The 24,909-nt window shown below is 38.6% G+C and carries 22 protein-coding genes; 5 read left to right on the plus strand and 17 right to left on the minus strand.

Features of this window, described 5'->3' with window-relative positions:
* Window positions 1-327: 327 nt before the first annotated feature.
* Together rlmD and JF53_RS10790 are read right to left on the minus strand one after the other, a co-directional pair.
* Window positions 328-1,713, minus strand: coding sequence for a 23S rRNA (uracil(1939)-C(5))-methyltransferase RlmD (gene rlmD, locus JF53_RS10785; RefSeq protein WP_047979596.1), 1,386 nt, complete (start codon window positions 1,711-1,713; stop codon window positions 328-330).
* Between the two features lie 87 nt (window positions 1,714-1,800).
* Complete coding sequence (locus JF53_RS10790) at window positions 1,801-2,712, minus strand: diacylglycerol kinase (protein ID WP_047979595.1); 912 nt, start codon at window positions 2,710-2,712, stop codon at window positions 1,801-1,803.
* 239 nt (window positions 2,713-2,951) lie between these two features.
* Here JF53_RS10790 and JF53_RS18065 point away from each other — a divergent pair, with 239 nt between their 5' ends.
* Together JF53_RS18065 and JF53_RS18070 are read left to right on the plus strand one after the other, a co-directional pair.
* The gene (locus tag JF53_RS18065; RefSeq protein ID WP_407944458.1) at window positions 2,952-3,164 is read left to right on the plus strand and encodes a hypothetical protein; all 213 of its coding nucleotides are present in this window, start codon (window positions 2,952-2,954) and stop codon (window positions 3,162-3,164) included.
* 6 nt (window positions 3,165-3,170) lie between these two features.
* Window positions 3,171-3,497: a GNAT family N-acetyltransferase gene (locus JF53_RS18070; RefSeq protein ID WP_407944459.1), complete on the plus strand. Its 327-nt coding sequence runs from the start codon at window positions 3,171-3,173 to the stop codon at window positions 3,495-3,497.
* Window positions 3,498-3,535: 38 nt separating this feature from the next.
* Here JF53_RS18070 and gatB read toward each other — a convergent pair whose 3' ends face one another.
* The 11 genes from gatB to pcrB form a co-directional block, all read right to left on the minus strand.
* A complete protein-coding gene (gatB, locus tag JF53_RS10800) occupies window positions 3,536-4,966 on the minus strand; it encodes an Asp-tRNA(Asn)/Glu-tRNA(Gln) amidotransferase subunit GatB (RefSeq protein WP_047979594.1) in 1,431 nt (476 codons plus the stop codon).
* Window positions 4,963-6,432, minus strand: a complete 1,470-nt coding sequence (gene gatA / locus JF53_RS10805) for an Asp-tRNA(Asn)/Glu-tRNA(Gln) amidotransferase subunit GatA (protein WP_047979593.1) — start codon at window positions 6,430-6,432, stop codon at window positions 4,963-4,965. The genes gatB and gatA overlap by 4 nt, the downstream gene beginning before the upstream one ends.
* A gap of 12 nt (window positions 6,433-6,444) precedes the next feature.
* Window positions 6,445-6,735, minus strand: a complete 291-nt coding sequence (gene gatC / locus JF53_RS10810; protein ID WP_047979592.1) for an Asp-tRNA(Asn)/Glu-tRNA(Gln) amidotransferase subunit GatC — start codon at window positions 6,733-6,735, stop codon at window positions 6,445-6,447.
* Window positions 6,736-6,911: 176 nt separating this feature from the next.
* Entirely contained in the window at window positions 6,912-8,450 is a 1,539-nt protein-coding gene (putP, locus tag JF53_RS10815) for a sodium/proline symporter PutP (RefSeq protein WP_047979591.1), read from the minus strand.
* Window positions 8,451-8,889: 439 nt separating this feature from the next.
* Window positions 8,890-9,042, minus strand: a complete 153-nt coding sequence (locus tag JF53_RS17485; RefSeq protein ID WP_157052497.1) for a hypothetical protein — start codon at window positions 9,040-9,042, stop codon at window positions 8,890-8,892.
* A 13-nt stretch (window positions 9,043-9,055) separates the two neighbouring features.
* Window positions 9,056-10,321 (minus strand): helix-turn-helix domain-containing protein, encoded by a 1,266-nt coding sequence (locus JF53_RS10820; protein WP_047979590.1) that lies wholly within the window; start codon window positions 10,319-10,321, stop codon window positions 9,056-9,058.
* Window positions 10,322-10,624: 303 nt separating this feature from the next.
* Window positions 10,625-12,172, minus strand: coding sequence for an L-glutamate gamma-semialdehyde dehydrogenase (gene pruA, locus JF53_RS10825; RefSeq protein WP_047979589.1), 1,548 nt, complete (start codon window positions 12,170-12,172; stop codon window positions 10,625-10,627).
* Between the two features lie 211 nt (window positions 12,173-12,383).
* Window positions 12,384-13,499: a CamS family sex pheromone protein gene (locus JF53_RS10830; protein WP_047979588.1), complete on the minus strand. Its 1,116-nt coding sequence runs from the start codon at window positions 13,497-13,499 to the stop codon at window positions 12,384-12,386.
* On the minus strand, window positions 13,496-15,520 hold the full coding sequence (gene ligA / locus JF53_RS10835; protein ID WP_047979587.1) for an NAD-dependent DNA ligase LigA: 2,025 nt from the start codon (window positions 15,518-15,520) through the stop codon (window positions 13,496-13,498). Before ligA ends, JF53_RS10830 begins: the two co-directional genes overlap by 4 nt.
* Before the next feature lie 15 nt (window positions 15,521-15,535).
* Window positions 15,536-17,812, minus strand: a complete 2,277-nt coding sequence (gene pcrA, locus JF53_RS10840) for a DNA helicase PcrA (RefSeq protein WP_047979586.1) — start codon at window positions 17,810-17,812, stop codon at window positions 15,536-15,538.
* Between the two features lie 21 nt (window positions 17,813-17,833).
* Window positions 17,834-18,511 carry a heptaprenylglyceryl phosphate synthase gene (gene pcrB, locus JF53_RS10845; protein ID WP_407944460.1) on the minus strand — a complete coding sequence of 226 codons (678 nt, stop codon included), beginning with the start codon at window positions 18,509-18,511 and terminating at the stop codon, window positions 17,834-17,836.
* 239 nt (window positions 18,512-18,750) lie between these two features.
* Here pcrB and JF53_RS10850 point away from each other — a divergent pair, with 239 nt between their 5' ends.
* The 3 genes from JF53_RS10850 to JF53_RS10865 all read left to right on the plus strand — a co-directional run bounded on the left by JF53_RS10850 (window position 18,751) and on the right by JF53_RS10865 (window position 21,001).
* Window positions 18,751-18,984 carry an MDR/zinc-dependent alcohol dehydrogenase-like family protein gene (locus JF53_RS10850; protein ID WP_047979584.1) on the plus strand — a complete coding sequence of 78 codons (234 nt, stop codon included), beginning with the start codon at window positions 18,751-18,753 and terminating at the stop codon, window positions 18,982-18,984.
* A 576-nt stretch (window positions 18,985-19,560) separates the two neighbouring features.
* Window positions 19,561-20,088, plus strand: a complete 528-nt coding sequence (locus JF53_RS10860; RefSeq protein ID WP_053071817.1) for a hypothetical protein — start codon at window positions 19,561-19,563, stop codon at window positions 20,086-20,088.
* A gap of 205 nt (window positions 20,089-20,293) precedes the next feature.
* Window positions 20,294-21,001, plus strand: coding sequence for a DUF421 domain-containing protein (locus tag JF53_RS10865; protein ID WP_053071816.1), 708 nt, complete (start codon window positions 20,294-20,296; stop codon window positions 20,999-21,001).
* A 385-nt stretch (window positions 21,002-21,386) separates the two neighbouring features.
* Here the strand turns inward: JF53_RS10865 and JF53_RS10870 are convergent, their stop codons facing one another.
* The 4 genes from JF53_RS10870 to JF53_RS10885 all read right to left on the minus strand — a co-directional run bounded on the left by JF53_RS10870 (window position 21,387) and on the right by JF53_RS10885 (window position 24,889).
* Window positions 21,387-21,944: a cupin domain-containing protein gene (locus JF53_RS10870; protein WP_047979582.1), complete on the minus strand. Its 558-nt coding sequence runs from the start codon at window positions 21,942-21,944 to the stop codon at window positions 21,387-21,389.
* Window positions 21,945-22,162: 218 nt separating this feature from the next.
* The gene (locus JF53_RS10875; protein ID WP_047979581.1) at window positions 22,163-23,365 is read right to left on the minus strand and encodes a class I SAM-dependent rRNA methyltransferase; all 1,203 of its coding nucleotides are present in this window, start codon (window positions 23,363-23,365) and stop codon (window positions 22,163-22,165) included.
* A gap of 171 nt (window positions 23,366-23,536) precedes the next feature.
* Window positions 23,537-23,833 carry a YerC/YecD family TrpR-related protein gene (locus JF53_RS10880; protein WP_047979580.1) on the minus strand — a complete coding sequence of 99 codons (297 nt, stop codon included), beginning with the start codon at window positions 23,831-23,833 and terminating at the stop codon, window positions 23,537-23,539.
* Window positions 23,834-23,851: 18 nt separating this feature from the next.
* Window positions 23,852-24,889, minus strand: a complete 1,038-nt coding sequence (locus JF53_RS10885) for a DUF3048 domain-containing protein (RefSeq protein WP_047979579.1) — start codon at window positions 24,887-24,889, stop codon at window positions 23,852-23,854.
* Between the last annotated feature and the right edge of the window lie 20 nt (window positions 24,890-24,909).

Raw genomic sequence — 24,909 nt, forward strand, 5'->3', positions numbered from 1 at the left:
TGTACAACCAAAATAAACTCCTGCTAAATCTCCCACCTCAAACCCGCATTCCACCGTTGCCGTTAAAATAAAGTATTGCTACGGAACCCCCATTTTTGATGTTTTTTCCTTCAAAAATACGCACTTTCTTCCCTCTATTACGCCTGTTTTTCCACCTTTTTTTCGGAGTTATAAAAAACATTTGTGATATTGGAATGAAGAAAAAGTCGATAAAAGAATGACAGGACAAGGGTTTGGGCATGAAAAGACCCCGAATTCGCAAAAGTATTTTTTAACGAAATCAGGGTAGGACTAGCAAATGTTTATTTTGACTAGCAGATTTATTTTTTAGTTAGACAAATTTTTCTCCAACCAAACCACACACTCAATATGCATACTCTGCGGGAACATATCGACTGGCTGTGCTTCCTTCGTTTCGTATCCACCATCCTCTAAAATACGTAAATCGCGTGCTAATGTGGATGGATTACAGGAAACATACACAATCCGCTTCGGTCCCATGTCAAGCATTGCCTGAAGCAGCCCTTCATCACAGCCTTTACGTGGTGGATCGACCACAATAACATCTGGTCTTAAACCGTCTTCCTTCCACTTCGGCATAACCTCTTCTGCTGTACCGACCTCAAACTCTACATTTGTTATACCATTCAATTTCGCATTCACACGTGCATCTTCTATTGCCTCAGGTACAACCTCAACACCATATACCTTCTTCGCTTTTTGTGCGAGGAATAGAGAAATAGTTCCGATTCCACAATACGCATCAATCACGGTATCATTTTCATCAATTGTCGCATATTCCAATGCTTTTTCATACAGTCTTCTTGTCTGGGTTGGATTGACCTGATAGAAAGACTTTGCGGAAATCGCAAAGCGAATATCGCCAATGGAATCATAGATATATTCTTCGCCCCACAAAACATTTGTCTTATCACCTAAAATTACATTTGTCCGGGCTGAATTAATATTATGGATAATTGATTTTACATTTGGATAGGTCTCGGTTAACTCCCGGATAAATTCATTTTTATGCGGTAATTCTTTCGTCCGAGTAATAAGAACAATCATGGTTTCCTTCGTTTCTTGTCCAGTTCGAACCATGATGTGACGCAGCACGCCAGTATGGCTTTTCTCGTCATAGGCCACAATACCAACTCTATCCGCAATTCGACGCACAGCCTCCACCATACGATCATTTAAATCTTCTTGTACGATACAAGTATCCATATCTTCAATAATGTTATGACTACGCATTTGGTAAAACCCGGTGATGAGGTCCCCGTCTTTCTCCCCAACTGGAATGGCAACTTTATTACGGTATCGCCACGGGTCTTCCATACCAATGGTTGGATGAACAGGTACATGTTCTAAATGCGCAATCTTACGTAACACATTTTTGACTTGCTGTTGCTTCATGGAAAGCTGAAGGTTATAGCTCATATGTTGAACCTGGCAGCCACCACATTTATAAAACACATCACAAGGTGGCTCCACTCGTTCTGGGCTAGGGTTTTTGACTTCCAGTAATTTGCCGAAGCCAAAGTTTTTATTTACCTTGATGACCTTTACCGTCGCTTCTTCTCCTGGTAATCCGTATGGCACAAATAGTGGGTAACCATTTATTTTCCCAACACCGTTTCCTTCGTGGGTTAAATCCTCAAATCGAATTGTCACGGTATCATTTTTTTTTACTGGTGCAGCTTGTTTTGCCATCTATGTATCTTCCTTTACGCTCTAATGTTCTTCCTATCTTATCATACCTTGAATCGATGATTATATGAAATGAAAAGAGACTACTTATCAGTCAGTAGTCTCCCGATTTAGATACGATTCTGGTACAAAGAATTCAATATGCTGCTGGAGATTACGGAAATCACCTGGAAGCAGTCCACCATATTCACCATCGATATTTAACTGCATTTTATCTAGCGGTGTGACCTTAATCTCTCTAGCTTTTGCATAAATAACATGTTTATCCTCAAGGTGCGCACCCCTAAGGGCTAGACTAACGATACGAATAAACTCCGCTAGATTCGTTTTACGTAAAATAAGTAAGTCAAAGTAACCATCATCTAAACACGCATCCGGAGCTAGCTTCTCAAATCCCCCAACCGAATTCGTATTCGAAATGAGAAAAAGCATAATATCTTCTTCAATAACGTTTCCATCGTATTCGATTTTTACTTGGGCCGGTTTTAAAGAAGGTAGCATTTCAATACCTTTTGCATAATACGCCAACTGACCGATCATCGTCTTCAGTTTACTTGGCACATCATAGGTTAATTCGGTGAGTTTTCCACCGCCAGCAATATTGATAAAATACTGCTCGTTAACTTTTCCGATATCTAAAAGCATCGAATGATCTGCTACTATCACATCCACTGCTTTTTGAATATCACGCGGGATAGTTAATGCTCTCGCGAAATCATTTGTCGTCCCAACTGGAATGACACCTAGCTTCGGACGGTAATCTTGTTCTGCTAGTCCATTAATGACTTCATTTATTGTTCCGTCTCCACCTGCTGCAATCACGATATCATATTTTCGTTCAACCGCCGTTCTTGCTGCCTCGATTGCATCACCTTCGCCTGTCGTTGCATGTGCTGATGTTTCATATCCTGCTTTTTCAAACTTTTCTAGGACGGTTGGTAATTCTTTTTTAAATGCCTCTCGGCCAGAAGTTGGATTATATATGATCCGGGCTCTTTTCATAAGACATGTCCCCTCTCCACTGCTAAACTATGCATATTGCCTGTTTCATAGTATCTATTTAAATGATTGGATAAAATTTCATGTATTTCTATCATAGCCATATTTTATAGGTTTGAAAAGTTTTTCGCAAAAAATTGATGCCCTAACAAACTGAAAGCATACATGCTTCAACCAATTATTATAATGGTCGGAATTTTATGGTAGAATTAGCCTAATATTTATGTAGAGGAGATTTCAGAGTGAAACCAGTCCAGATTAGACGACCACAACCTAATGATGTATTGGAGTTAAAAGCATTTTTCAGCCTCGTTCTAATTGATACCTTTGAGAAAAATGGCATTGGTCATCTTACAGCTGATAGAGATGAAGAATTAGAATCGAAATATCATGCCTTACATAGTGATTTCGAAAGTAACGGGAAAGAGAGATTTTTTCTAATTGCTACAAATTGAGATAAAATAGTAGGTTCCATTGCTTATGGACCTGCCAATGACCTTATCCTCAACTGTACCGATCATGCTTTAGCTGACATAGTTGAAATAGGAACCGTGTATGTTCACCCAGACTATCAACGACAAGGAATAGGTAGCCAGCTCTTACATGAAATGTATGCCGTTTTAAATCGCCATGGCATTGAAGAATTTTGTTTAGATTCTGGCTTTACAATTGCCCAGCGTGTTTGGAAAAAGAAATTTGGTGATCCTGACTATTTTTTAGAGAATTATTGGGGTGACGGCGAACATCATATGATTTGGCGGATCAAGGTCAATGAGGTAATAAAATAGAGCTAGACTACATCCAAGGTTGTAGTCTAGCTCGTTTTTTAGCGCTTATTCATTTCCTCGACTAAAATCTTATTCACCATCGGAGGATTTGCTTGTCCTTTTGTTGCTTTCATTACCTGACCAACTAAGAAGCCAAGCGCACGATCCTTCCCATTTTTAAAGTCGACGATTGACTGTTCATTTTCATTTAAAATGCCTGTGATGATTTCACGTAATTGGCCTTCATCTGAAATTTGAACCATGCCTTTATCTTTTACAATTTGTTCTGGATCGCCACCATTTTCTACTAGTTCTGCGAATACTTTCTTCGCAATTTTAGAAGAGATGGTGCCGTCTTCGATAAGTTTAATCATTTTCCCTAATGCTTGAGGTGTCAGTGCAAGGTCATGTAACTCCTTATAGTGCTTGTTCATGTAACCAGACACTTCACCCATTAACCAGTTGGAGGCTTGCTTCATATCTGCTCCGTTTTGAATGGTTTCTTCAAAGAAGTCTGCCATTTCCTTCGATCCAGTTAAGACTGCTGCATCATATTCCGGCAATCCCATGGATTCAATATACCGTGCTTTACGTGCATCTGGAAGCTCTGGAATTTCACTACGAATTCGTTCCTTCCATGCCTCATCAATATAGAGTGGAACAAGATCTGGTTCTGGGAAGTAACGGTAGTCATCTGACCCTTCCTTCACACGCATTAGAATCGTTTCTTTTGTCTTCTCATCATAACGGCGTGTCTCTTGTAGGATTTCTCCACCAGATAGCAGTACTTTTTCTTGTCGCTTCTCTTCAAACTCAAGACCCTTTTGGACAAATGTGAAGGAGTTTAAGTTTTTCAGCTCTGCTTTCGTACCGAACTTCTCTTGTCCATATGGACGTAAGGAAATGTTCGCATCACAACGAAGAGAACCTTCCTGCATTTTCACATCGGATACACCAGTATATTGGATAATCGTTTTTAGCTTCTCTAGATATGCATATGCTTCCTCGGGAGAGCGCATATCGGGTTCTGATACGATTTCAATTAGTGGTGTGCCTTGACGGTTAAAGTCCACATAGGAATAGCCATCATCACCATGAGTAAGTTTACCCGCATCCTCTTCTAAGTGAACACGTGTAATCCCGATTTTTTTCTTCTTGCCACCGACTTCGATTTCAATCCAACCGTGTTCCCCAATTGGTTGGTCAAATTGCGAGATTTGGTATGCCTTTGGATTATCTGGGTAGAAATAGTTTTTACGGTCAAACTTTGTATCGGTTGCAATTTCACAATTCAGGGCCATTGCAGCCTTCATCGCAAAGTTAACAGCTTCCTCATTCAAGACTGGAAGCACACCAGGATAGCCTAAATCAATTGGATTCACATTACTATTCGGCTCTGCACCAAACGCATTCGGGCTTGGGCTGAATATCTTAGATTTTGTTTTCAGTTCAACATGTACTTCTAGACCAATAATTGTTTCGAAATTCATTCGTTTGCACCTCCGATTTGAGGTCGTTTCGTATGATGATCTGTTGCTTGTTCAAAAGCATGTGCCGCACGGAATACCGTGCTCTCGTCAAAGTGCTTCCCAATAATTTGTAAGCCAATTGGAAGTCCCTCATTGGAGAATCCACATGGTATAGAGATTCCCGGTACACCGGCAAGGTTTACTGGAATGGTTAAAATATCATTGGCATACATCGTTAATGGATCCTTAATTTTCTCGCCAACTTTAAATGCAGGTGTTGGTGTGGTTGGCCCAATAACAACATCGTATTCTTCAAAGATTTTATCAAAATCATTCTTAATTAAGGTACGTACCTTTTGCGCCTTCTTATAGTAAGCATCATAATAGCCTGAGCTAAGTGCAAAGGTTCCAAGCATAATACGACGCTTAACCTCTTCCCCAAAGCCTTCGCTACGAGATTTTTTAAACATGTCGACCATGTTATCGGCATTTTCCGAACGAACACCGTAACGTACTCCATCAAAGCGGGCAAGGTTTGCAGACGCTTCAGAAGATGATAGTAAGTAATAGGTAGCCACAGCATATTTAGAATGTGGCAAGGAAACCTCTTCCCAGGTAGCACCTAATGACTCATACACGTTTAATGCTTGCATGACAGCTTCTTTTACTTCCGGGTTAACCCCTTCGGCCAAATACTCTTTCGGAACAGCGATTTTTAGCCCTTTTACATCGCCAGTAAGTGCTTCTGTATAAGCAGGTACGTCAACAGCTGCGCTAGTAGAATCCATTTTGTCATGTCCGGCGATTACTTCTAAGACACGCGCATTATCTTCTACAGTACGTGTTAATGGACCGATTTGATCTAGTGAAGATGCAAATGCAACTAATCCGAATCGTGAAACAAGACCATAGGTAGGCTTTAAGCCAACGACGCCACAGAATGCTGCCGGTTGACGAATCGAACCACCAGTGTCAGATCCTAATGAAAATAGTACTTCACCAGCTGCTACAGCTGCTGCCGAACCACCACTAGAGCCACCAGGAACATAATCTATGTTCCACGGATTACGTGTTGGTGTAAAGCTTGAATTCTCGTTAGAAGAACCCATTGCAAACTCGTCCATATTTAGCTTTCCAATCGTTACGGCTTTTTCCGCTTTTAATTTTTCTACGACAGTTGCGTCATATAATGGATCATTAAAGTTGCGTAAAAATTGACTTGCACAAGTAGTCCGTAGTCCTTTTGTGACGATATTATCTTTAATCCCGGCAGGAATCCCGAATAATTTTGCACTTGTATCAGACTCGTTATCCAATTCAGCTGCCTTAGCTAGTGCTGCTTCTTCATCTAATGTTAAAAATGCGTTCACATGGCCATCGACTTCTTTAATTCGGTTATACGAAGTTTCTACAAGGTCACGAACGGTAATTTCTTTATTATGTAATTTAGCTTCTATTTCCTTGATGCTGTTATCAAATAATGACACGGATTTCCCTCCTTATTCCAGTATTGATGGTACACGGAATTGACCATCTTGTTGATCTGGTGCATTTTTCAATGCTTCTTCTCTTTTAATCCACTGTCTAGGCTCGTCCTTACGCATTACGTTTTTCAAGTCTAGGACGTGTGTAGTTGGTTCAATACCTTCCGTATCAATTTCATTTAATTGCTCGGCAAACGAAATAATCGAACTTAACTGCTCGGTAAACATCTCTACTTCTTGTTCCGATACGTCAAGGCGTGCTAAATTTGCAACGTGTTTTACTTGTTCTTTCGTAATCTCTGCCATTCTTACACCTCCATCAATCTATAGGAATAGTTTATCATTATCTTTTAGACAATAAAAAAACTGCTACAATACTATTGATAATAGCAGAATTTACTAGTACTAGGCAACTGTTCGAGCAAGTGCAAGCATGAAGAAGGGTCACTCCTCATTCAAGAAGTGACCCTTCATGACACTTACTATTTTAATTGGGAAACAGTTTCATTAAATTCAGTTTCCATTTCGGTTGTTGGTCTACCTAATTTACTCACCAGAATCGTGATAATTAGGTTAAGTACAAAACCTGGTACAATTTCATATAAATCAAAGATTCCACCTTCTAGGTAGCCTCCCCATATGATAACTGTTACAGCACCTGCTACAATACCAGCTAAGGCACCATTACGGGTCATCCCCTTCCAGAATAAGGCGAGGATAACGGTTGGACCGAATGCCGCACCGAATCCAGCCCAGGCAAAGTCAACCAGTTCCAATACGGAGTTTTCCGGGTTCATGGCAAGCAGTGTTGCAATCAATGCAATAACACCAGTCGCAATTCTTCCAACCCAAACCAATTCTTTGTCAGAAGCTTTTTTACGGAAGATCGCCTTGTAAAAATCCTCTGCGACCGCTGAGGAAGATACTAGTAGCTGGGAGTCAATCGTACTCATGATTGCGGAAAGTATAGCCGCTAATAAGATCCCCGCAATGACTGGATGGAATAATAGTTGAGAGAATGCAATGAAGATTGTCTCCTCGTTGTCTAACAGCTGTAGACCATTTTCCTGCACGACTTTTATCCCGAAGTCAGCTAATCCTGAAACGTCCTGTGTACCGATATAGGCAATCCCGATAAACCCAGTAAATACCGCCCCATATAGACCTAATATCATCCACGTTGTACCAATAAATTTTGCTTTCGGTACATCCTTTGGTGAACGTAGTGCCATGAATCGAACAAGGATATGCGGCTGCCCAAAATAGCCTAGTCCCCAGGCAGCACCAGATATAATTGCAATTGTCCCTGCAAATGTCCCTAATCCCGCCATCATATCTAATAGCTCCGGATTAACATTACCAATCGCTTGTACAGCTGAATCCCAGCCACCAATCTCATTTAAAGCTACAATTGGTACTACAATTAGCGCAAATAGCATTAACAGACCTTGGAAGAAATCGGTCCATACAACTGCTAAAAATCCACCTAAAAAGGTATAAGAAACAACTACAATCGCACCGATCCATAGTGCCGTGTCATAGGATAATCCAAATGAGGCTTCAAAAAGTGTTGCACCCGCAACCATCCCAGATGAAGTGTAAAAGGTAAAAAACAATAGAATAACCAATGCAGAAATCACGCGAAGTATATGTGAGTTATCTTTAAAGCGATTCTCTAGGAAATCTGGAATCGTAATCGAATTGTTGGAAACCTCGGTATAAACCCGTAAACGCTTTGCAACGAACTGCCAGTTTAAATATGCCCCAACCGCAAGACCAATTGCCATCCAACCGCCATATGCACCGCCAAAACCGGATACATAAATAGCACCAGGAAGACCTAATAATAACCAGCCACTCATATCAGAGGCACCAGCACTTAATGCCGCAAGACTTGGACTAAGTGTTCGTCCACCCAATACATAATCCGATAAGTTATTCGTCTTATAATACATGACAATTCCGATGGCTAACATTCCGATTAAATAAATAACAAATGTAATTAAAATCGTACTGTCCATTTATTTGTCCCCCTTATTCGTAAACAATGAAACAATTGACAAGATAATTAATAATGGCATCGGAACAAACATCCAAAACCACGTAGCAGCAGATAATGCATATTCTTCCATCTCCATGTCCCCTTTCCTTTTAACAATTTTATACCTGCCCAGTATAGTGATGAGAAAGTGCATTTAAAGAAGTATATGTTTCCATGTGAATATTTATAAAATTTCAAATCCACCCCCTCAACTACTAGCATAACATAGGATTTTTGCAATCTATTCCATAACTCAAAATATTTGCATAATTAATCTTAGATTGTTATAATACATGATTTTCATAAACTATTACTGAACAAAAAAAAGACCTGAAGAGTTTCCACACTACTTCAGGCAAAATCTATCATATAGTAATAGGGTAAAAAATAAGAATTACTGACAAGCTTAAGTAAATTGATTAGAATACATTAACTAAGGAAGTTCTTGAAATTTTGAATACACTAGGCTCTGTTTCACCATGAGCAATATCGCTTGGTTGGAAATCTTGTACGAATAAGAATCCACCTACAAGCAAAGTTCCAAGAGCAACAGATGCAATAAGTTTTTTCATATACAACCCTCCTTTACAGGTTAACTATTTCCTCATATGTGAGGTTAGCAATTTTATAGTATTTAACAGAGTCCTTATACTTACCTACATTTTCAAAATGCTTTGCTAGCATATTGGAAAATAGGATTAAATTCCCATGATCCTTATGCTTCTTTAGGTAAGGAATAAGATCCTCTATTACTAACTTAGTAAATAGATCATATTGATCGTTAATAGCATATATATAAGTATGAATTATATAGTAATATAAATCATAAAATACATTATTCTTCGCTAACTCTAATAACTTCTTTGCCTTATCAATTACTTCTAATGCCTTTTCATAATTATGGGTTTTGTAATACTCCTTAATTAAATTCGTAGTTGCAGTCAATCTTTCATTTAAGCCAATTGCATTTCCTTCAATAGCACCAAGATAGTGTTTAATTGCTTCTTTTGAATCACCAATTGCTGAATACAAGTAACCTAAATTTTGATTCGTTAGCTGAATAATATTATTATTCTTGTTTAACTCTCCCAAATGCCTTGCCAAATTATAATGTTTAATGGCTTTTTCATACATTTTAATTCTTCTATATGCAATCCCTAAAAGGATGTGGCATTGTGCACAACGAATGAAGTTATATTCCTTTTGGAAGATATCAATCGCTTTATTGGAATACTCAATCACTTCTAGCGTGTTTAATAGTTTACTATGAGTTACCGCTATCGTATATTGCAAATCGGCAACCTCTGCCTCAGGGAGATGAATTTGGTTCAATTTATCTTCGGCAAGTTTATACATTCTCATTGCCTGATTATATTCAGTGTTTCTAGTAGCGTAATTTCCTTTGAACTTATACCAGTAAAATAAATGAATACTATCAAACGTACCAGAAACTTCATTTAAACTATTAATTTGTTCTAATGCATTTTCTAGTTCACCTAGGATTAGATAATACCTAATCTTATGTATCTCAAACATCATCAAACTATCAGAGCGTACTAATGCCATTAATTCATTTAGTTCATTGTATCGCTCAGTGATCACTTCTTTGTCATTGACTTCAAATAGCATATTGAACCACTGTTCACATTTTTCCTTAATGGTGATGTCCTTGTCACTATCTAGTTCAATACCTAGTCGTGTACAAAGCATACTAATTACATCAGGACTTGCATCTGCACGCTGATTTTCAATCTTTGACAAATAGGACATAGAAACAATACCATCCGCAAGCTCTTCCTGTGTCATACCTTTCTTGACACGCTGCAATTTGATAAAGGAGCCAATTTCCATATTACTTCCCTCCCATACTTTGCTTCTATTTCTATTTGTTAAATCTATAATAACACATTCTGAATGTTTGCATATTGGGAAAGTTGGGGGTAAAAAGTACTAATAAACCCCCTAAAAACTTTCCTACTTTCCTAAAATGAGGAAAGTAGGAAAGTTTTTATTAAAAATGAACCAAAAGTATGATGATTTTAGTCGAATATTGTAGAAATTTTAATGGAATCGACCGGTTTTTTTCCTAACTTTCCTTTTGCAATAAAAAAACCTCTTTCCGCATTTTTTCGGAAAGAGGTCTTGACTTCATGATTAAAGCATTTCTGACGTTGTTTTTCCTTGCATGTGTTGAACTAAATAATCTGGACCACCGGCTTTTGAATCGGTACCAGACATGTTGAATCCACCAAATGGTTGGTAGCCAACGATTGCTGCCGTACAGCCACGATTGAAGTATAGGTTTCCAACGTGGAAATCTCTACGTGCTTGCTCCAGGTGCTCACGGTTGTTCGTGATAACCGCACCAGTTAAACCGTACTCTGTATTATTGGCAATCTCAATTGCCTCATCAAAGTCTTTTGCTTTCGATAATGCAACAACTGGTCCGAAGATCTCCTCTTGCATAACGCGAGCTTTCGGAGCAACATCAGCAATTACAGTAGGGTTAACGAACCAACCTTTCGAGTCGTCTCCAGTTCCTCCTACTAGAACATTACCTTCTTCTTTCCCAATTTCAATATATTTCATAATTTTATCGTATGAACCTTGATCGATTACAGGACCCATATATTTATTTTCCGTTGGATCACCGACCGTTAATTCTTTCGTTAATTCTACTACACGATTCTTCACTTGATCATAGACAGCTTCATGAATTACAGCACGAGAACATGCAGAACATTTTTGTCCAGAGAATCCAAATGCAGAATGTACAATCGATTCAGCTGCTAATTCAAGATCCGCTTCTTTATCCACGACAATGGTATCTTTCCCTCCCATTTCAAGGATAGTACGTTTCAACCAAATTTGACCTGGTTGGATTTTCGCTGCGTTTTCAAAGATATTAAGTCCGACTTCACGAGAACCAGTAAAGCTAATAAAGCGAGTACGTGGGTGATTTACTAAGTAATCTCCTACTTCACTACCAGGACCCGGGATATAGTTGATGATACCAGCAGGTAGGCCAGCTTCCTCTAATACTTCCATAAATTTATATGCAATAACTGGTGTCACACTAGCAGGTTTTAATAGTACTGTGTTTCCAGTAACCATTGCTGCCACTGCTGTTCCTGCCATAATCGCAAATGAGAAGTTCCAAGGTGAAATAACAAGTCCTACTCCTAATGGGATGTAATCAAAACGGTTATGTTCAATTGGACGACTGTTGATTGGCATACCATCTTTCAGCTTAAGCATTTGGCGGCCATAAAACTCAAGAAAGTCAATTGCTTCAGCCGTTTCTCCATCCGCTTCCTTCCAAGGCTTCCCAGCTTCTTTCGCAAGATGTGCATTAAACTCATGCTTGCGGCGGCGAATAATCGCTGCTGCACGGAACAAGATATCAGCACGGAACTTCGGATCAGAAGTTCTCCAGTAATTTTGGAAGCGTTCATCCGCTACTTTCATCGCTTTTTCAGCTAAGTCTTTATTTGCTTTAGATACATATCCAATTACTTCCTTCTTATTAGAAGGATTAACAGATACGATCTTATCTTCAGTCATAATTCTTTCTCCATTAATAATTAATGGATAGTCTTTACCAAGATCTGCTTCTACCTTTTTTAAGGCATCTAGCATTAATTGTTTGTTTTCTTCTACTGTAAAATCAGTAAAAGGCTCATGTTTGTATGGTACTACCATAAAAAAAACCTCCCTAAAGTAATACAATTTATTCCGCTTGATTCCGTTTTCAACCATCCTAAAAAATATATCGTCTATCAGGAACTAATAGATTATGCTTATGCCATCAGGAAGATTGTTGACCTTTCCTATTAGCAAGAAAAACGGAGTGGAATATATCCACCCCTTATTCTAACGTAATATGGTTGACTCTTCAAACATTCGGTCGCTTTTAATCAAATATATGAACCGTTGGATTCTCTTCTCCCGATTCACGATAGATAAGCCCCTCTAGTTTATCGCTTGAGCTAATTTTGATTTCAATATCATATTTGTTCGGGAACTTATCCTTTACTAAGCCATAGGTGTATTGTGAAAATCCTATGACCTCCCCTTTACCTTTAAACTCAATTGGCACTTCGATGGTAAGCTTCTGTAATTCCTCATTCACATAAAAGCCTTCCCCAATGTAACCTACATAGTTCGGGAAAAATTCTGCAATATCGATTCCAAAGGTTTTTACGATTTGGGCATCGTCAAAGTACTTTTTCTCTGCTTCACTAGATGGGAATAAGATATAATCTTCTTTCACAGCTTCCCATTCATCAATCGATAAATCACCATCTTGGACATACGTTTTCGCAACAAAATTCCCTGGAACTGCAGAACCAACCTCTTCTTCACGATAGATTGCAAACATTACTGGAACATCCGCAAGGCCTTCCATTCCTCTTATTCTTTCTAATACCTTTTGAGCAATTTCTTGACCTTTTTTAAGCATATCGGCTTGCTTTATGTCTTCATAAAAATATGGTCCACCAACTTCTGTCTGGAAGCGATACTGTGATTTTAATGCAAGTCCAATCGATAGACCGACTAGATCGACCGTATTATCATCATTTCGCTTTAGGAAATTCTGCTCCAAGATATGCGATAAATAACGCGGGTTTTCCCGATATTCCTCTACCTCCGAGCCTTTTTCAACTACCGGATTTAATTCATCAATCCAGGTATATACCGTTTCATCTGTTAAATACTGACCCTCTTCAAAATAAACCTTGTTCGGATCAAAATATTCCTTAGAATGCCTCATTAATCCTTCTTCCATCTCATCAATATCTAGACGGTTCGCTAATTGGTTCGTAATAACGCCTCTCGCTTCACTCGTTCGATAAGGTAGAATAACGCGGTAATCCTCATCGGATAGTTTATAGGTTGGAACGATAGAAGGTTGGCCAGTTGGCTCCTCCTCATTCGGCATTAATTCATCTTCTTCCTCCCCAATCTTAGGGGCACAACTCGTTAACAAGAGGAGTATACTGATTAATCCAATCGTTAGTTTTTTCATGCAACCCCTCCTTCCTGTTCTAGCATACGCATAAACTGTTCTTCATCCCATATCGTAATACCTAGCTTGATTGCTTTATCATATTTCGAACCAGCATCCTCACCAGCAATAACGATATCTGTTTTTTTACTGACACTACCTGTCACCGTACCACCTAACGCCTCAATCCGTTCTTTTGCTTCTGGACGGGACATCTGCTCCATTTTACCGGTTAGTACAATTGTTTTACCGGCAAATATACTGGACCCATCTGCTACTATTTCGCTCCGCTTCGGTCCTTTATATTCCATATTAACCTGAAGCTCTTTTAGTTCTTGAATCAAGTCCGTTACCTCTTGTTCGGAAAAATACTGGACAATGGAATCAGCCATCTTTTCACCAATTTCATCAACGGCGACTAGCTCATCATAGGTTGCTTGCTGTAGCTTATCGATAGTTTCAAATTCGGTAGCTAATGTTTTGGCTGCTTTGGCACCAATAAAACGGATGCCTAAACCAAATAATAAGCGCTCCAATGAATTTTCTCTTGAAGCATCGATTGCTTTCAATAAATTATCTACTGACTTTTCACCCATTCGTTCCAGTTTCAACAATTCATCTCGTTCCAATCGGTAAATATCAGCAATGGTATGAATTAAACCTTCCTGGAATAACTGGTTGATAACCTTTTCACCAAGTCCATCAATATTCATCGCATTTCGTGATACAAAATGGACTAACCCTTCTTGTAGCTGTGCTGGGCAGCTCGGATTAATACACCGAAGTGCAACCTCTTCTTCTAACCGAACGAGTTCACTACCACATGCAGGACATTCCGTTGGCATATGGAATTCTAGCACATCCTCTTCACGCTTTTCCGGGATGACGCGGACGACTTCCGGAATAATATCGCCTGCTTTTTTAATCACTACGGTATCACCTATACGGATATCCTTGGCACGAATAAGATCTTCGTTATGTAAGGAAGCTCGCTGTACGGTTGTACCGGCAACTTTCACAGGATTTAAAATAGCGGTTGGCGTTATAACACCAGTTCTTCCGACACTAAGCTCAATATCCAATAGCTTCGTGACAACTTCTTCTGCTGGGAATTTATAGGCAATTGCCCAGCGCGGACTTTTCACCGTAAACCCTAAATCTTCTTGGGTATCCAGATCATCCACTTTTATTACAATACCATCAATTTCATACGGTAAATTTGGACGTTCTCTTGTCCAGTATTCAACGTATTCTAATACTTCTTCTACCGATTCACATTTCTTCCATTCTGGATTCGTTCGGAAGCCTAATTCCTTCAGTTGGGTTAATCGCTCACTATGGGAACTAACTGGATCTCCTTGCCACTCACCGATTCCATAAAGGAAAACATCAAGGTTACGTGATGCAGCTATTTTTGGATCAAGCTGCCTTAACGAACCTGCTGCAGCATTTCTCGGATTGGCAAATAGCTCTTCCCCGTTTTCTTCCCTTAGTTTATTTAAGGCAAGGAAGGATTTATGTGGCATATATGCTTCCCCACGAACTTCTATTTTTCGTTTTTCCTTAATAGACAACGGGATACTCTTAATTGTACGGAGATTACTGGTGATATCCTCACCTGTTGTCCCGTCACCTCGGGTTGCGCCACGAACGAATTTTCCGTCCTCATAGGTCAAGGAAATGGCTAATCCATCAATCTTTAATTCACAGACAAATGCTAAGGGCTTACTTGTCCCTTGGCTTGCACGGCGAGCAAAGTCACGGAGATCCTGCTCGTTAAATGCATTGCCTAAGCTAAGCATCGGAATTGAATGCTGCACCTTTTGGAAGCCTTCTAGTGGTTCCCCACCAACACGTTGCGTAGGAGAATCCGTTGTAATTAAATCTGGGAATTGCTCCTCCAGCTGTCGTAATTCTGCTAGTTTTTCATCGTATTCCGAATCTGGAACCGATGGCTTATCAAGTACATAGTATTCATGTGCATAGCTATTTAATAGCGTCCTTAAGGAATCTATTTTTTCTTGTGCTTGCAATTTATCCATTCAACAAGCACCTCCCTACTGTTGTTTCGTAATTGGAGCAAATTTAGCCAGCAAACGCTTGATACCGGTTGGCGCTGGGAAAGCAACGTCCAGCTCCATCTTATCACCATCACCTTGTACCTTCACAACTGTACCGACGCCCCATTTCTTGTGTGCAGCTTTGTCACCTGGTTTCCACGCTTCATTCTCTGCACCAGTTGTTGTTTGTAATCGTTCTGCCTTACGTTTTAATTGCACCTGCTCCTCAGTCGGCTTTGTTCTTGACTGGTTACCAAATGGTGTTCGGTTTCCTAATGCGGATCCACTACCAAATAATGATGGTCCAAACATAGCCGCTTTCGCCTGCTCGATTCCGTCGATTAATTCATCTGGAATTTCATTTATGAATCGGCTAATCGGATTCATATTCGTCCGTCCATACAAGGTACGCATTTTTGCATTGGTTAAGAAAAGCTGCTTCTCTGCACGGGTAATCCCTACATAAGCAAGACGTCGTTCCTCTTCCATTTCCTCTTCATCAAACATGGCGCGACTGTGCGGGAATACATTTTCCTCTAATCCAATCAGGAAGACGACCGGGAACTCAAGTCCTTTTGCAGCATGTAATGTCATTAATGTTACTTTTTCCTGATTGTCTGGATCTTCTTCATCGACACGATCAATATCAGCGATTAAGGCTAAATCGGTTAAGAAAGCAATTAAGGATTTATCTTCACTTGTTTCTTCAAAGTTCTGAGTAACCGTCATGAATTCTTCTAAGTTCTCTAAACGACTCTGTGATTCGATAGAGCGTTCGTTTTTCAACATTTGCTCATAGCCAGAACGTTCTAGCACGGCTTCAACCATATCGGTTGCTGTTAAAAATTCCTGCTGCTGTGTTAGGGTTTTGATCAAATCACCAAACTCCGCTAAAGCAATAGCAGCTTTTTTTGAAACTCCGGTAAAATCAACGACCTCAACAGCTTGATAGAAGGACATCCCATTCTCGGTTGCATATGCTCGTAGCTTTTCTATCGATGTTTTCCCAATACCACGCTTTGGTTCGTTTACAACACGTTCAAAGCTTAAATCGTCATCTGGATTCGTAATCAATCGAAGGTAAGCCACCATATCCTTAATTTCTTTTCGGTCGTAGAATCGCGTTCCACCAACCATTTGATACGCTACGTTGGATTTCATTAGCGTATCCTCAATTGCTCGTGATTGGGCATTGGTACGGTACAAAATGGCAATATCGCTCGGTGAAATTCCTTCTTCACGAACTAGTTCTTGTATTTTATTTGTTACAAAAAATGCTTCATCCTGCTCGGTAGCACCTTGATAATAATTAATCTTTTGCCCGTCCGGGTTTTGTGTCCAAAGATTCTTTGGCTTACGACCTGGATTATTGGAAATTACCTTGTTCGCCGCTTCCAGGATCGACTTGGTAGAGCGATAGTTTTGCTCAAGAAATACCGTTTTAGCGGTAGGATAGTCCTTTTCAAAGGAAAGGATATTGGAAATGTCCGCCCCACGCCAGCGATAAATCGACTGATCTGAGTCCCCTACGACACACAGGTTTTGGAACCGGTTTGCTAATTGTTTAACTAAAATGTATTGCGCATGGTTTGTATCCTGATACTCATCCACGTGAATATATTGGAACCGGCGTTGATAGTATTCCAACACCTCTGGCACTCGTTTGAAAAGCAGGATTGTCTGCATGATTAAGTCATCGAAATCAAGCGACTGGTTTTTACGAAGGATTTTTTCATACCCCTCATATACATTTGCCACTGTTCGGTCGTAAAAATTACCTGCTTTAGTTGCAAATTCTTGAACCGATATTAGTTCATTCTTTGCCGTACTAATTTGTCCTTGCATTGCACGCGGCTCAAATTGTTTTGTATCGATATTTAAGTTTTTCAATACCTGTTTGACCACGGATAACTGATCACCACTGTCTAAAATCGTAAAGTTCCGATTAAACCCAATCCGGTCAATATCACGTCTAAGAATTCGAACACACATGGAGTGGAAGGTGGATACCCACATATCCGCTCCCTCTGGTCCAACGAGTTTGCTTACACGATCTTTCATTTCCCGTGCAGCTTTATTGGTAAAAGTAATCGCTAGAATATTTCGTGGCGATACTTCCTTTTCATCCATTAAATAGGCAATACGATGTGTTAACACACGAGTCTTACCACTACCAGCACCAGCCATAATTAATAATGGTCCTTCTGTATGACAGACCGCTTCCTGCTGTTCTTTATTTAAACCTTTAATTAAGTCATCGATTGTACGACTCATGTAAAACACCTTCCCACGAAATCATTTGTCTTTCACAGCTTGTACTGTCTCTAAAGCTGCTTTTATATCGGTATAAATGCTGTTACCAACGATAACAACATCGGCATGTTCTTTCATTTCACTCGCCTGTTTGGCTGTTTCAATCCCACCACCATAGAAGAGAAGCGTGTTATCTAATTGTTGCTTAACCTTCCTTACTAATTCAGGATTGCCATATTTCCCACTGTATTCAACATAAAAAATAGGAAGATGGAAAACTTTTTCCGCCATATAAGCATATGCCACAACATCCTCGTCATCTGGCAGCTTACAGTTGGTATACTGAAACACCTTTGCATCCTCATTTAAAACGCAATAGCCTTCCATAAATATCTCTTCCCAATTCATAATGTCCTTGAATTGTTTAATTGCCCCGTGCTGGATATCCATCATCCATTTTTTCTCCGTGCTATTCATTACCATCGGAATATAATAATAATCAAATCCAGGTGTAATAGCATCCATCGAGGAAATCTCTAGAATAACCGGAACCGTATAACGACGTATGCTCGATAATAAATCTAACACACCATCCAGCGTTATATTATCTGTTCCACCAACAATAATCGCGTCCGTTCCAGATTCACAAATTAATTCTAAATCCTCATCTGAAATTTCCTTCGCTGGATCCAGTTTGAATACATGCTTCCATTCTTTCATATTTGCATACAAAGGTCTAATCCTCCATCACTATATTCCATTAGTTTATTATAGCAAAAAAAGAGCCTCGGATTTAGTGATATGGTGAGATTTTTTTGAGAAGTTTTAAATGTCTTGCTTGGAAGTTTCTGTACTTTATAGGATTTTCTACAAAGCTAGCGAATAGATGCGGTAGTACCAGAACAAGCATTAGCCCTAAAACCATCTTCACTTTCCTTCGAAGAGGCGGCTTTGGTACCATGGCTGCGGTTACTGCAATACACGCATTGCGTGATAAATGGAACGTTCAATCGGGGCAAAGGGTAGGAACGTTTGCGATACAACTAGCTAATGCCGAGGTTACAGCCGTATGCAGTACACGACACATCGAAATGGCAACATCACTTGGAGCAGATTATGTCATTGATTATACGAAGGAAGATTTCACCAAGCGTAATGCACTGCCATTATCTTTGTACTATGCAGAAAAATGACTATGTTTTGTTAATCGATCATCTTCGGTATAAGCCACTTTAATTGAATAAGGTATATTTTTTAAACATAGAGAGACAATACTATTTAAAAAGCATATTATTGGAGGATCTATGGCATTTTCTATATTTTTTGCATTAACAGTAATAATAAATCTGACATATGCCGTATCCAAAAAGAATCTTCATCTATTTGAAATATTCTTCATATGGATGGTTATTAACATTATTCATCATAATTTTATGACCATCTTCGCATTGAACACGGAGATGATCAATTTAAATAGCAGTTCAACTAGTTATTGGACAATGGCACTTATTAGGGTCTTCCTTATTCCTGTTCTTATTATTTGGTATATAGATAAAACCCAGGAGGCTAATAACAGGAATAATTGGATTATACTGTTTATTTTAATACCCCTTTTAATAGGGATTGAATATCTAGCCAACCTTCTTAATGTATATGATTTAGTAAAATGGAATCTTTTTTATTCCATAATAGAGTGGGTTGTCATTTTACTTATTATATTCTTCCTTTCAACCATCTTTAGAAAAATACTTAAAAAGGAGATGAGCTAATTGTTACCATTGCCAGAGCAGTTTGACGAAAATGAATGGTTTATAATTCTTACCACTGTTTTTGGTTTCATATTGATCTTGTTACTCCCCAAAAGATATCCTCATGTAATTTCTATCTTAATGGTTTTGTTCACTGTAACAATTGCAATTATTATGGACCATCTAATAGCAACGCCACCCTTGGATTTATATGACCTTAATGACCTTAAAAAATATGAGGTAACAGACATAATAACATATTTGATGTATTCTCCCTATGCATTATTATGTATATATTTATTTGACAAGTTTGATCCAAAGGGTAAATATATTACTGCATATGTCGTATTTTGGTCTCTTTTTGCTCTAGGCTTTGAATCGTTAGCTGCGTTTTTTAATGTTTTTAAGTATAGTGGATGGACTTTCCTTAATTCATTTGCCTTTTATCTTCTTGCTACATCCATATACATATTTTTTTTTACATTTACAAGGGACTTGTTAAAAAGTAACAAAGTCAAGTTCCTCCCACATCGATTAAAAAAATCGTAGACTTTGCATGCCGCACCTATTACGGGGAACTTATTCTTTCCTAAAAAACTTGTAATATTTTCATCTCAAAACTATCTCCCTACTACTAGAATAACTTGATATTTATCACCCTTCTAATCATGCAAGGAATGTCTATCCTTTCATACTGTTAGCAAAATTAATCTAGAGGACTCAAAAAATTATAATTTAGCGGGAGGAAAAGACCTTGGAAGAAATTAATATTGGTGTCCTGACGATCAAAGTTATCGTGGGTTTTGTTGCTTTATTTTTTATTATTATCATAACAGGCAGAACATCTATCTCTCAGTTAACCCCGTTTCACTTAGTTTTTGTATTAGTACTTGGGGATTTTTTAGGAAATACCATTTATGAAGATAAGATAAGTACTTTTCATTTTTTATATGCCATTGGATTGTGGACTCTTCTCATGTTGGGGATAGAGTTTGTAACTCTAAAAAACAAGACGGCACGTTCTCTCTTTTTAGGCAATCCTAACATCATTATTCGAAATGGTGTCATCAACAGAAAGTTACTTAAAAAGAACAAACTAGATATAAATCAGGTACTGAGTTTGCTTCGACAAAATCATGTTTTTTCAGTTCGGGAAGTCAAATACGGTATATTAGAAGCTAATGGGCAAATAAGCACATTATTAAAATCCAAGTATCAAAAACCAGAAAAGCAAGATCTTAATCTTCCAGAATGTCCAGTAGTTCTCCCAACATCGTTAATTATAGATGGAGAAATTTTATGGGATAATTTACATGAACTAGGCTTCGATCAACAGTGGTTACAGAACAAATTAGTTGCAAATGGATATGAAAATGAAAAGTGTATACTCTACGCAGATTGGCGAGAGAGTGAAGGTATACATATAAGCCCTAAATATAAACTGAATACATTAAACACGTAACTTCAACGATAACCTAAACAATTTTGTAGCGTCTATATAGGCTAATGTTTTTATGAATCGGATAAAAGATAATATAACAACAATACTTAAATAGTTATCGGTCACTTCCATAAAAATACGTAGCCTTATAACACCTACAACAATAAGATGAACGAGCTCACAATCTAAGATGATACACCATAATGTCCACAAGAAACAATGTCCATGCATATTCTTATCTTAATCATCAAATTAAGTTCCCAATTTGGCCCGATACACAAAGAAAGAGCGCAATTCTTATTCCTGAAATGCGCCCAATTGCTGAAGATTGATGATTTTTTAGGACTAGCAATTTCATAATACTTTTGATATTTCATTTCAAATATTTAACTATTAGTAATGGTTCTTAAGGAGTCATAGCGTCTGCTTTCGTTTCATGAACAGTACCAAATGGATGCTCAGGCGGGGCATAGATAGTATAAAGTTTAAGTGGTTCATCCCCCGTATTGGTTAGATTGTGCCATTTACCAGCAGGTACCATAATTGCATAATCATCATAAACTCTTTCTTGAAAATATAAATTATCTTTAGTATCACCCATTTGAACGATCCCTTGCCCCTCTTCAACACGTAAGAATTGATCAACTGTGGGATGAACTTCTAAACCGATGTCTTCCCCAGCATTGATACTCATCACAGTAACTTGCAAATTACTACCTGTCCATAAGGCTGTTCGAAATGTACGGTTTTGCTTAGTAGCCTCATCAATATTCACTACAAATGGTTCTTTTCCATAATCTTTTAATTCAATGCTGCTTTCCTCATTTAATGAATGCCAATAACGATATCGTTTAGCATATTCTATCTCATCAGCATAAGACCGGTACACAGGCTGTCTTCCATAAACACACATTGGTACATTGACGTAATAAGGATGTGGATACATATAAGGAACATAGTACATTTCGCTCATTCCCTTCACAGATTTATAATATTATCCTATTCACTATGTTTAGGGAATGTACTTCGATTATGGTGACTTATCACAAAAGACTTTACTCATTTAAATGGCCCGGTTGTGGAAATCAACACCTATATATAAAACTCTTCACTTTAAATAAATTCTTTCACAAAGTCATTTAAAAGTGATACCCTTGTTGCGCAGTATTGCTATTCCCCTACCTACAAAGATAGCTTTTTAACAAAAACCACCTTCAAATAATTTCCCTGCGGATACTCTTTAACCGTTCGGAAATCCTCCGGAAGCGAAAATTGCTCTACTATTGTATAGTTATGACCAGAATCTTCAAATGCTTTTTGAATAAAGCCTTTGAATTTGCTCATTCCAAATGAACTACTATTGGTAGAGGCAACAATGACGCCATCATCTTCGGTTATTGCTATTGCTTCTTTTAATAATTTGGTGTAATCCTTATCCGCACTAAAAACAACCTTTTTTGAGCGAGCAAAGCTAGGTGGATCAAGTACTACCAAATCAAATTTCAAATTCTTTCTTCCGGCATATTTAAAGTAATGAAACACATCTTCCACAATAATATCCTGTGCGTCGTAATCAATCCCATTTAGACTGAATTGCTCAATCGTCTTCGGCTTACTTCGGTTGGCAAGGTCAACACTAGTTGTTTTCGTAGCACCACCAAGTGCCGCAAATACGGAAAACGCACCTGTATATGAGAACGTATTTAACACCGTTTTCCCTTTTGCATACTTATCTCGGATAGTTTTTCGCACTTCTCGTTGATCCAGAAATACCCCAACCATTGCACCTTCGTTTAAGTAAACAGCAAACTTCACACCATTTTCTTTCACAATTAGTGGAAACTCTCCACGCTCTCCAGCGACAAAGTCATCATCTTCCATCATATACTGACCTTTTGCATCAAACCGTTTCTTCTGGTATATACCTCTAAAGTCCACCGATTCTTTCAGTGCCTCGATAATAGCCTCCCGATAATGGTAAATACCAAGGCTGTACCAATTTATTAAATAGAAGCCTTCAAAGTAATCGATGGTGATACCACCAACACCGTCTCCCTCTCCATTAAAAACTCGAAACGCAGTTGTTTCTTCGTCTGCGAATAAATTCGCTCTACGGCTGAGTGCGGCTGTTATTTTATTTTTAAAGAATTTCTTATCAAATGTTTCCTGTTCATTCTTGCTAAGAATCCAGCCATATCCCTTGTTCTGTTTACCATAGTAGCCCTTGGCGATAAATGCATTCTTTTCGTCAACCAGCTTTACAACAGAACCTTCTTCTTTTAAATCCTTCAGATTACTAATTGCATCCGAGAAGATTAGTGGAAACCCACCACGATATTTATTTACAAATTTTGCATCTACTTTCAGTTTTATATCCTTTACCATTCCGTCAAATCCAATCTATCGATATTTTGTATGTTATCTAGTATTTCTTGATTGTAACACATAATGCACCTTTACCAAGATTTTAGTGACAAGCACTACTTTTGCTTGCAATACAAAAAAGCACGTTAACGAGAAATACACATGTTAACGCACCTTTAGTCAAATAATCATTTATTCTGTTTCCATAATCCGCTCTAAAACAATCTTATACCCGTCACTACCATAATCAATACAACGTCTTACTCTTGAGATGGTCGCTGTTGATGCTTTTGTTTCCTTCTCAATCGCATTATAGGTACGTCCTTCTGTTAGCATTTTTGCCACTTGCAGGCGTTGCGTGAGTGACTGGATTTCCCCCATTGTTGCGATGTCATCAAAGAAACGATAACATTCTTCACGGTCTTTTAACGATAAAATCGCATCAAATAGCTGATCTAGTTGTTCTCCTCGTAATTTATCTATCTGCATGGTATTTCCTCCTACTCCCTACTGACCTGAAATCGTAACCGATTCTTCCATACCAGGATTTGTTGGAACAACATTAATCCACGTCTTACCTGGAACAAACCCAACTACTTCACCGTCTTTAACTGGAACGATTTTTCCATCACGGTTTTCCCACTGAAGCTGTTGGACCTTCCCTTTTTGGATCAGATACGCATTTCCTCCCGCATTCATATCGACAGCACGGCGACCCGCATCATCAATTACTTCATGATGTGTCTCAACGATAAAGACATTATCAACCTGAATCGGTTCGTTCGTGTCTAACTCCACTGTCATTTCACTGTCATTATAGCGGGTATATATTTCTGCTGTTGCATCGTATACATATTCCACGATTTCCAATGGATTGTCGGAATAAACGATTTCTATATGAGCTGCATTATCACCAGTGATTGCATCAACTTCTTCCTCCGCTAAAAACGGTAAGGCATCGTGATCAGCTTTAACCTCATAGCCTAAATCCGTCGCCACATCGTATACATTATTAAGTAGTAAATAAGAGTTATGTGGTGCTACTCGGAATGATTCGCGCTTAAATAAGTGTCCATCATTATCATATTGCGCCCCATCAATATGGTCAATTCCGCGATTATCAAGCATATCATTTACAAAGGTAGCAGCACCATGATAAATGTATAAGGCACCATAACGATTGGCTAAGTCAAAATAGTACTCGCGGGCACTACGAACTGGCCCAACCATCTCAGGCTGTTCACTTTGATAAAGTGCTAGAAAACGAGTAATCATACCTTCTGCTAAAATCTCAAATACAATATCCGCTTTCGAAAGTCCTGTTTGCGGACGAGCGTTACCGTGGTTGTTTACCATCACACCGACAATCCGGTTATCCACTGGATCATTTGTGCCGATCCCGGTTAATGGGTATACATTTTCAAAGGCTTCCTCTTCCACTACTTCTTCCGGTTCTTCCTCTTTCTGCGTCGTATCGGTTTCTTTATTACAAGCTACTAATACAATACTCATACCAATAAAAAGAAATAAAATAAAATTTCTCATGCTCCCAACACCTTTTCTCT

Source organism: Ornithinibacillus contaminans (genome assembly GCF_001038425.2).
Classification (GTDB): Bacteria; Bacillota; Bacilli; order Bacillales; family Amphibacillaceae; genus Ornithinibacillus; species Ornithinibacillus contaminans.

Bases quoted from the DNA above. Each gene is read 5' to 3' on its own strand.
- JF53_RS10790 (WP_047979595.1), bottom strand. From the start codon at position 2,712: ATGAAAAGAGCCCGGATCATATATAATCCAACTTCTGGCCGAGAGGCA.
- ligA (WP_047979587.1), bottom strand. From the start codon at position 15,520: ATGGATAAATTGCAAGCACAAGAAAAAATAGATTCCTTAAGGACGCTA.
- JF53_RS10830 (WP_047979588.1), bottom strand. From the start codon at position 13,499: ATGAAAAAACTAACGATTGGATTAATCAGTATACTCCTCTTGTTAACG.
- JF53_RS10820 (WP_047979590.1), bottom strand. From the start codon at position 10,321: ATGGAAATTGGCTCCTTTATCAAATTGCAGCGTGTCAAGAAAGGTATG.
- JF53_RS10875 (WP_047979581.1), bottom strand. From the start codon at position 23,365: ATGGTAAAGGATATAAAACTGAAAGTAGATGCAAAATTTGTAAATAAA.
- gatC (WP_047979592.1), bottom strand. From the start codon at position 6,735: ATGGCAGAGATTACGAAAGAACAAGTAAAACACGTTGCAAATTTAGCA.
- rlmD (WP_047979596.1), bottom strand. From the start codon at position 1,713: ATGGCAAAACAAGCTGCACCAGTAAAAAAAAATGATACCGTGACAATT.
- pcrB (WP_407944460.1), bottom strand. From the start codon at position 18,511: ATGAAAGAATGGAAGCATGTATTCAAACTGGATCCAGCGAAGGAAATT.
- JF53_RS10885 (WP_047979579.1), bottom strand. From the start codon at position 24,889: ATGAGAAATTTTATTTTATTTCTTTTTATTGGTATGAGTATTGTATTA.
- JF53_RS10870 (WP_047979582.1), bottom strand. From the start codon at position 21,944: ATGTACTATGTTCCTTATATGTATCCACATCCTTATTACGTCAATGTA.
- JF53_RS10880 (WP_047979580.1), bottom strand. From the start codon at position 23,833: ATGCAGATAGATAAATTACGAGGAGAACAACTAGATCAGCTATTTGAT.
- JF53_RS10850 (WP_047979584.1), top strand. From the start codon at position 18,751: ATGGCTGCGGTTACTGCAATACACGCATTGCGTGATAAATGGAACGTT.
- gatB (WP_047979594.1), bottom strand. From the start codon at position 4,966: ATGAATTTCGAAACAATTATTGGTCTAGAAGTACATGTTGAACTGAAA.
- putP (WP_047979591.1), bottom strand. From the start codon at position 8,450: ATGGACAGTACGATTTTAATTACATTTGTTATTTATTTAATCGGAATG.
- pruA (WP_047979589.1), bottom strand. From the start codon at position 12,172: ATGGTAGTACCATACAAACATGAGCCTTTTACTGATTTTACAGTAGAA.
- JF53_RS17485 (WP_157052497.1), bottom strand. From the start codon at position 9,042: ATGAAAAAACTTATTGCATCTGTTGCTCTTGGAACTTTGCTTGTAGGT.
- pcrA (WP_047979586.1), bottom strand. From the start codon at position 17,812: ATGAGTCGTACAATCGATGACTTAATTAAAGGTTTAAATAAAGAACAG.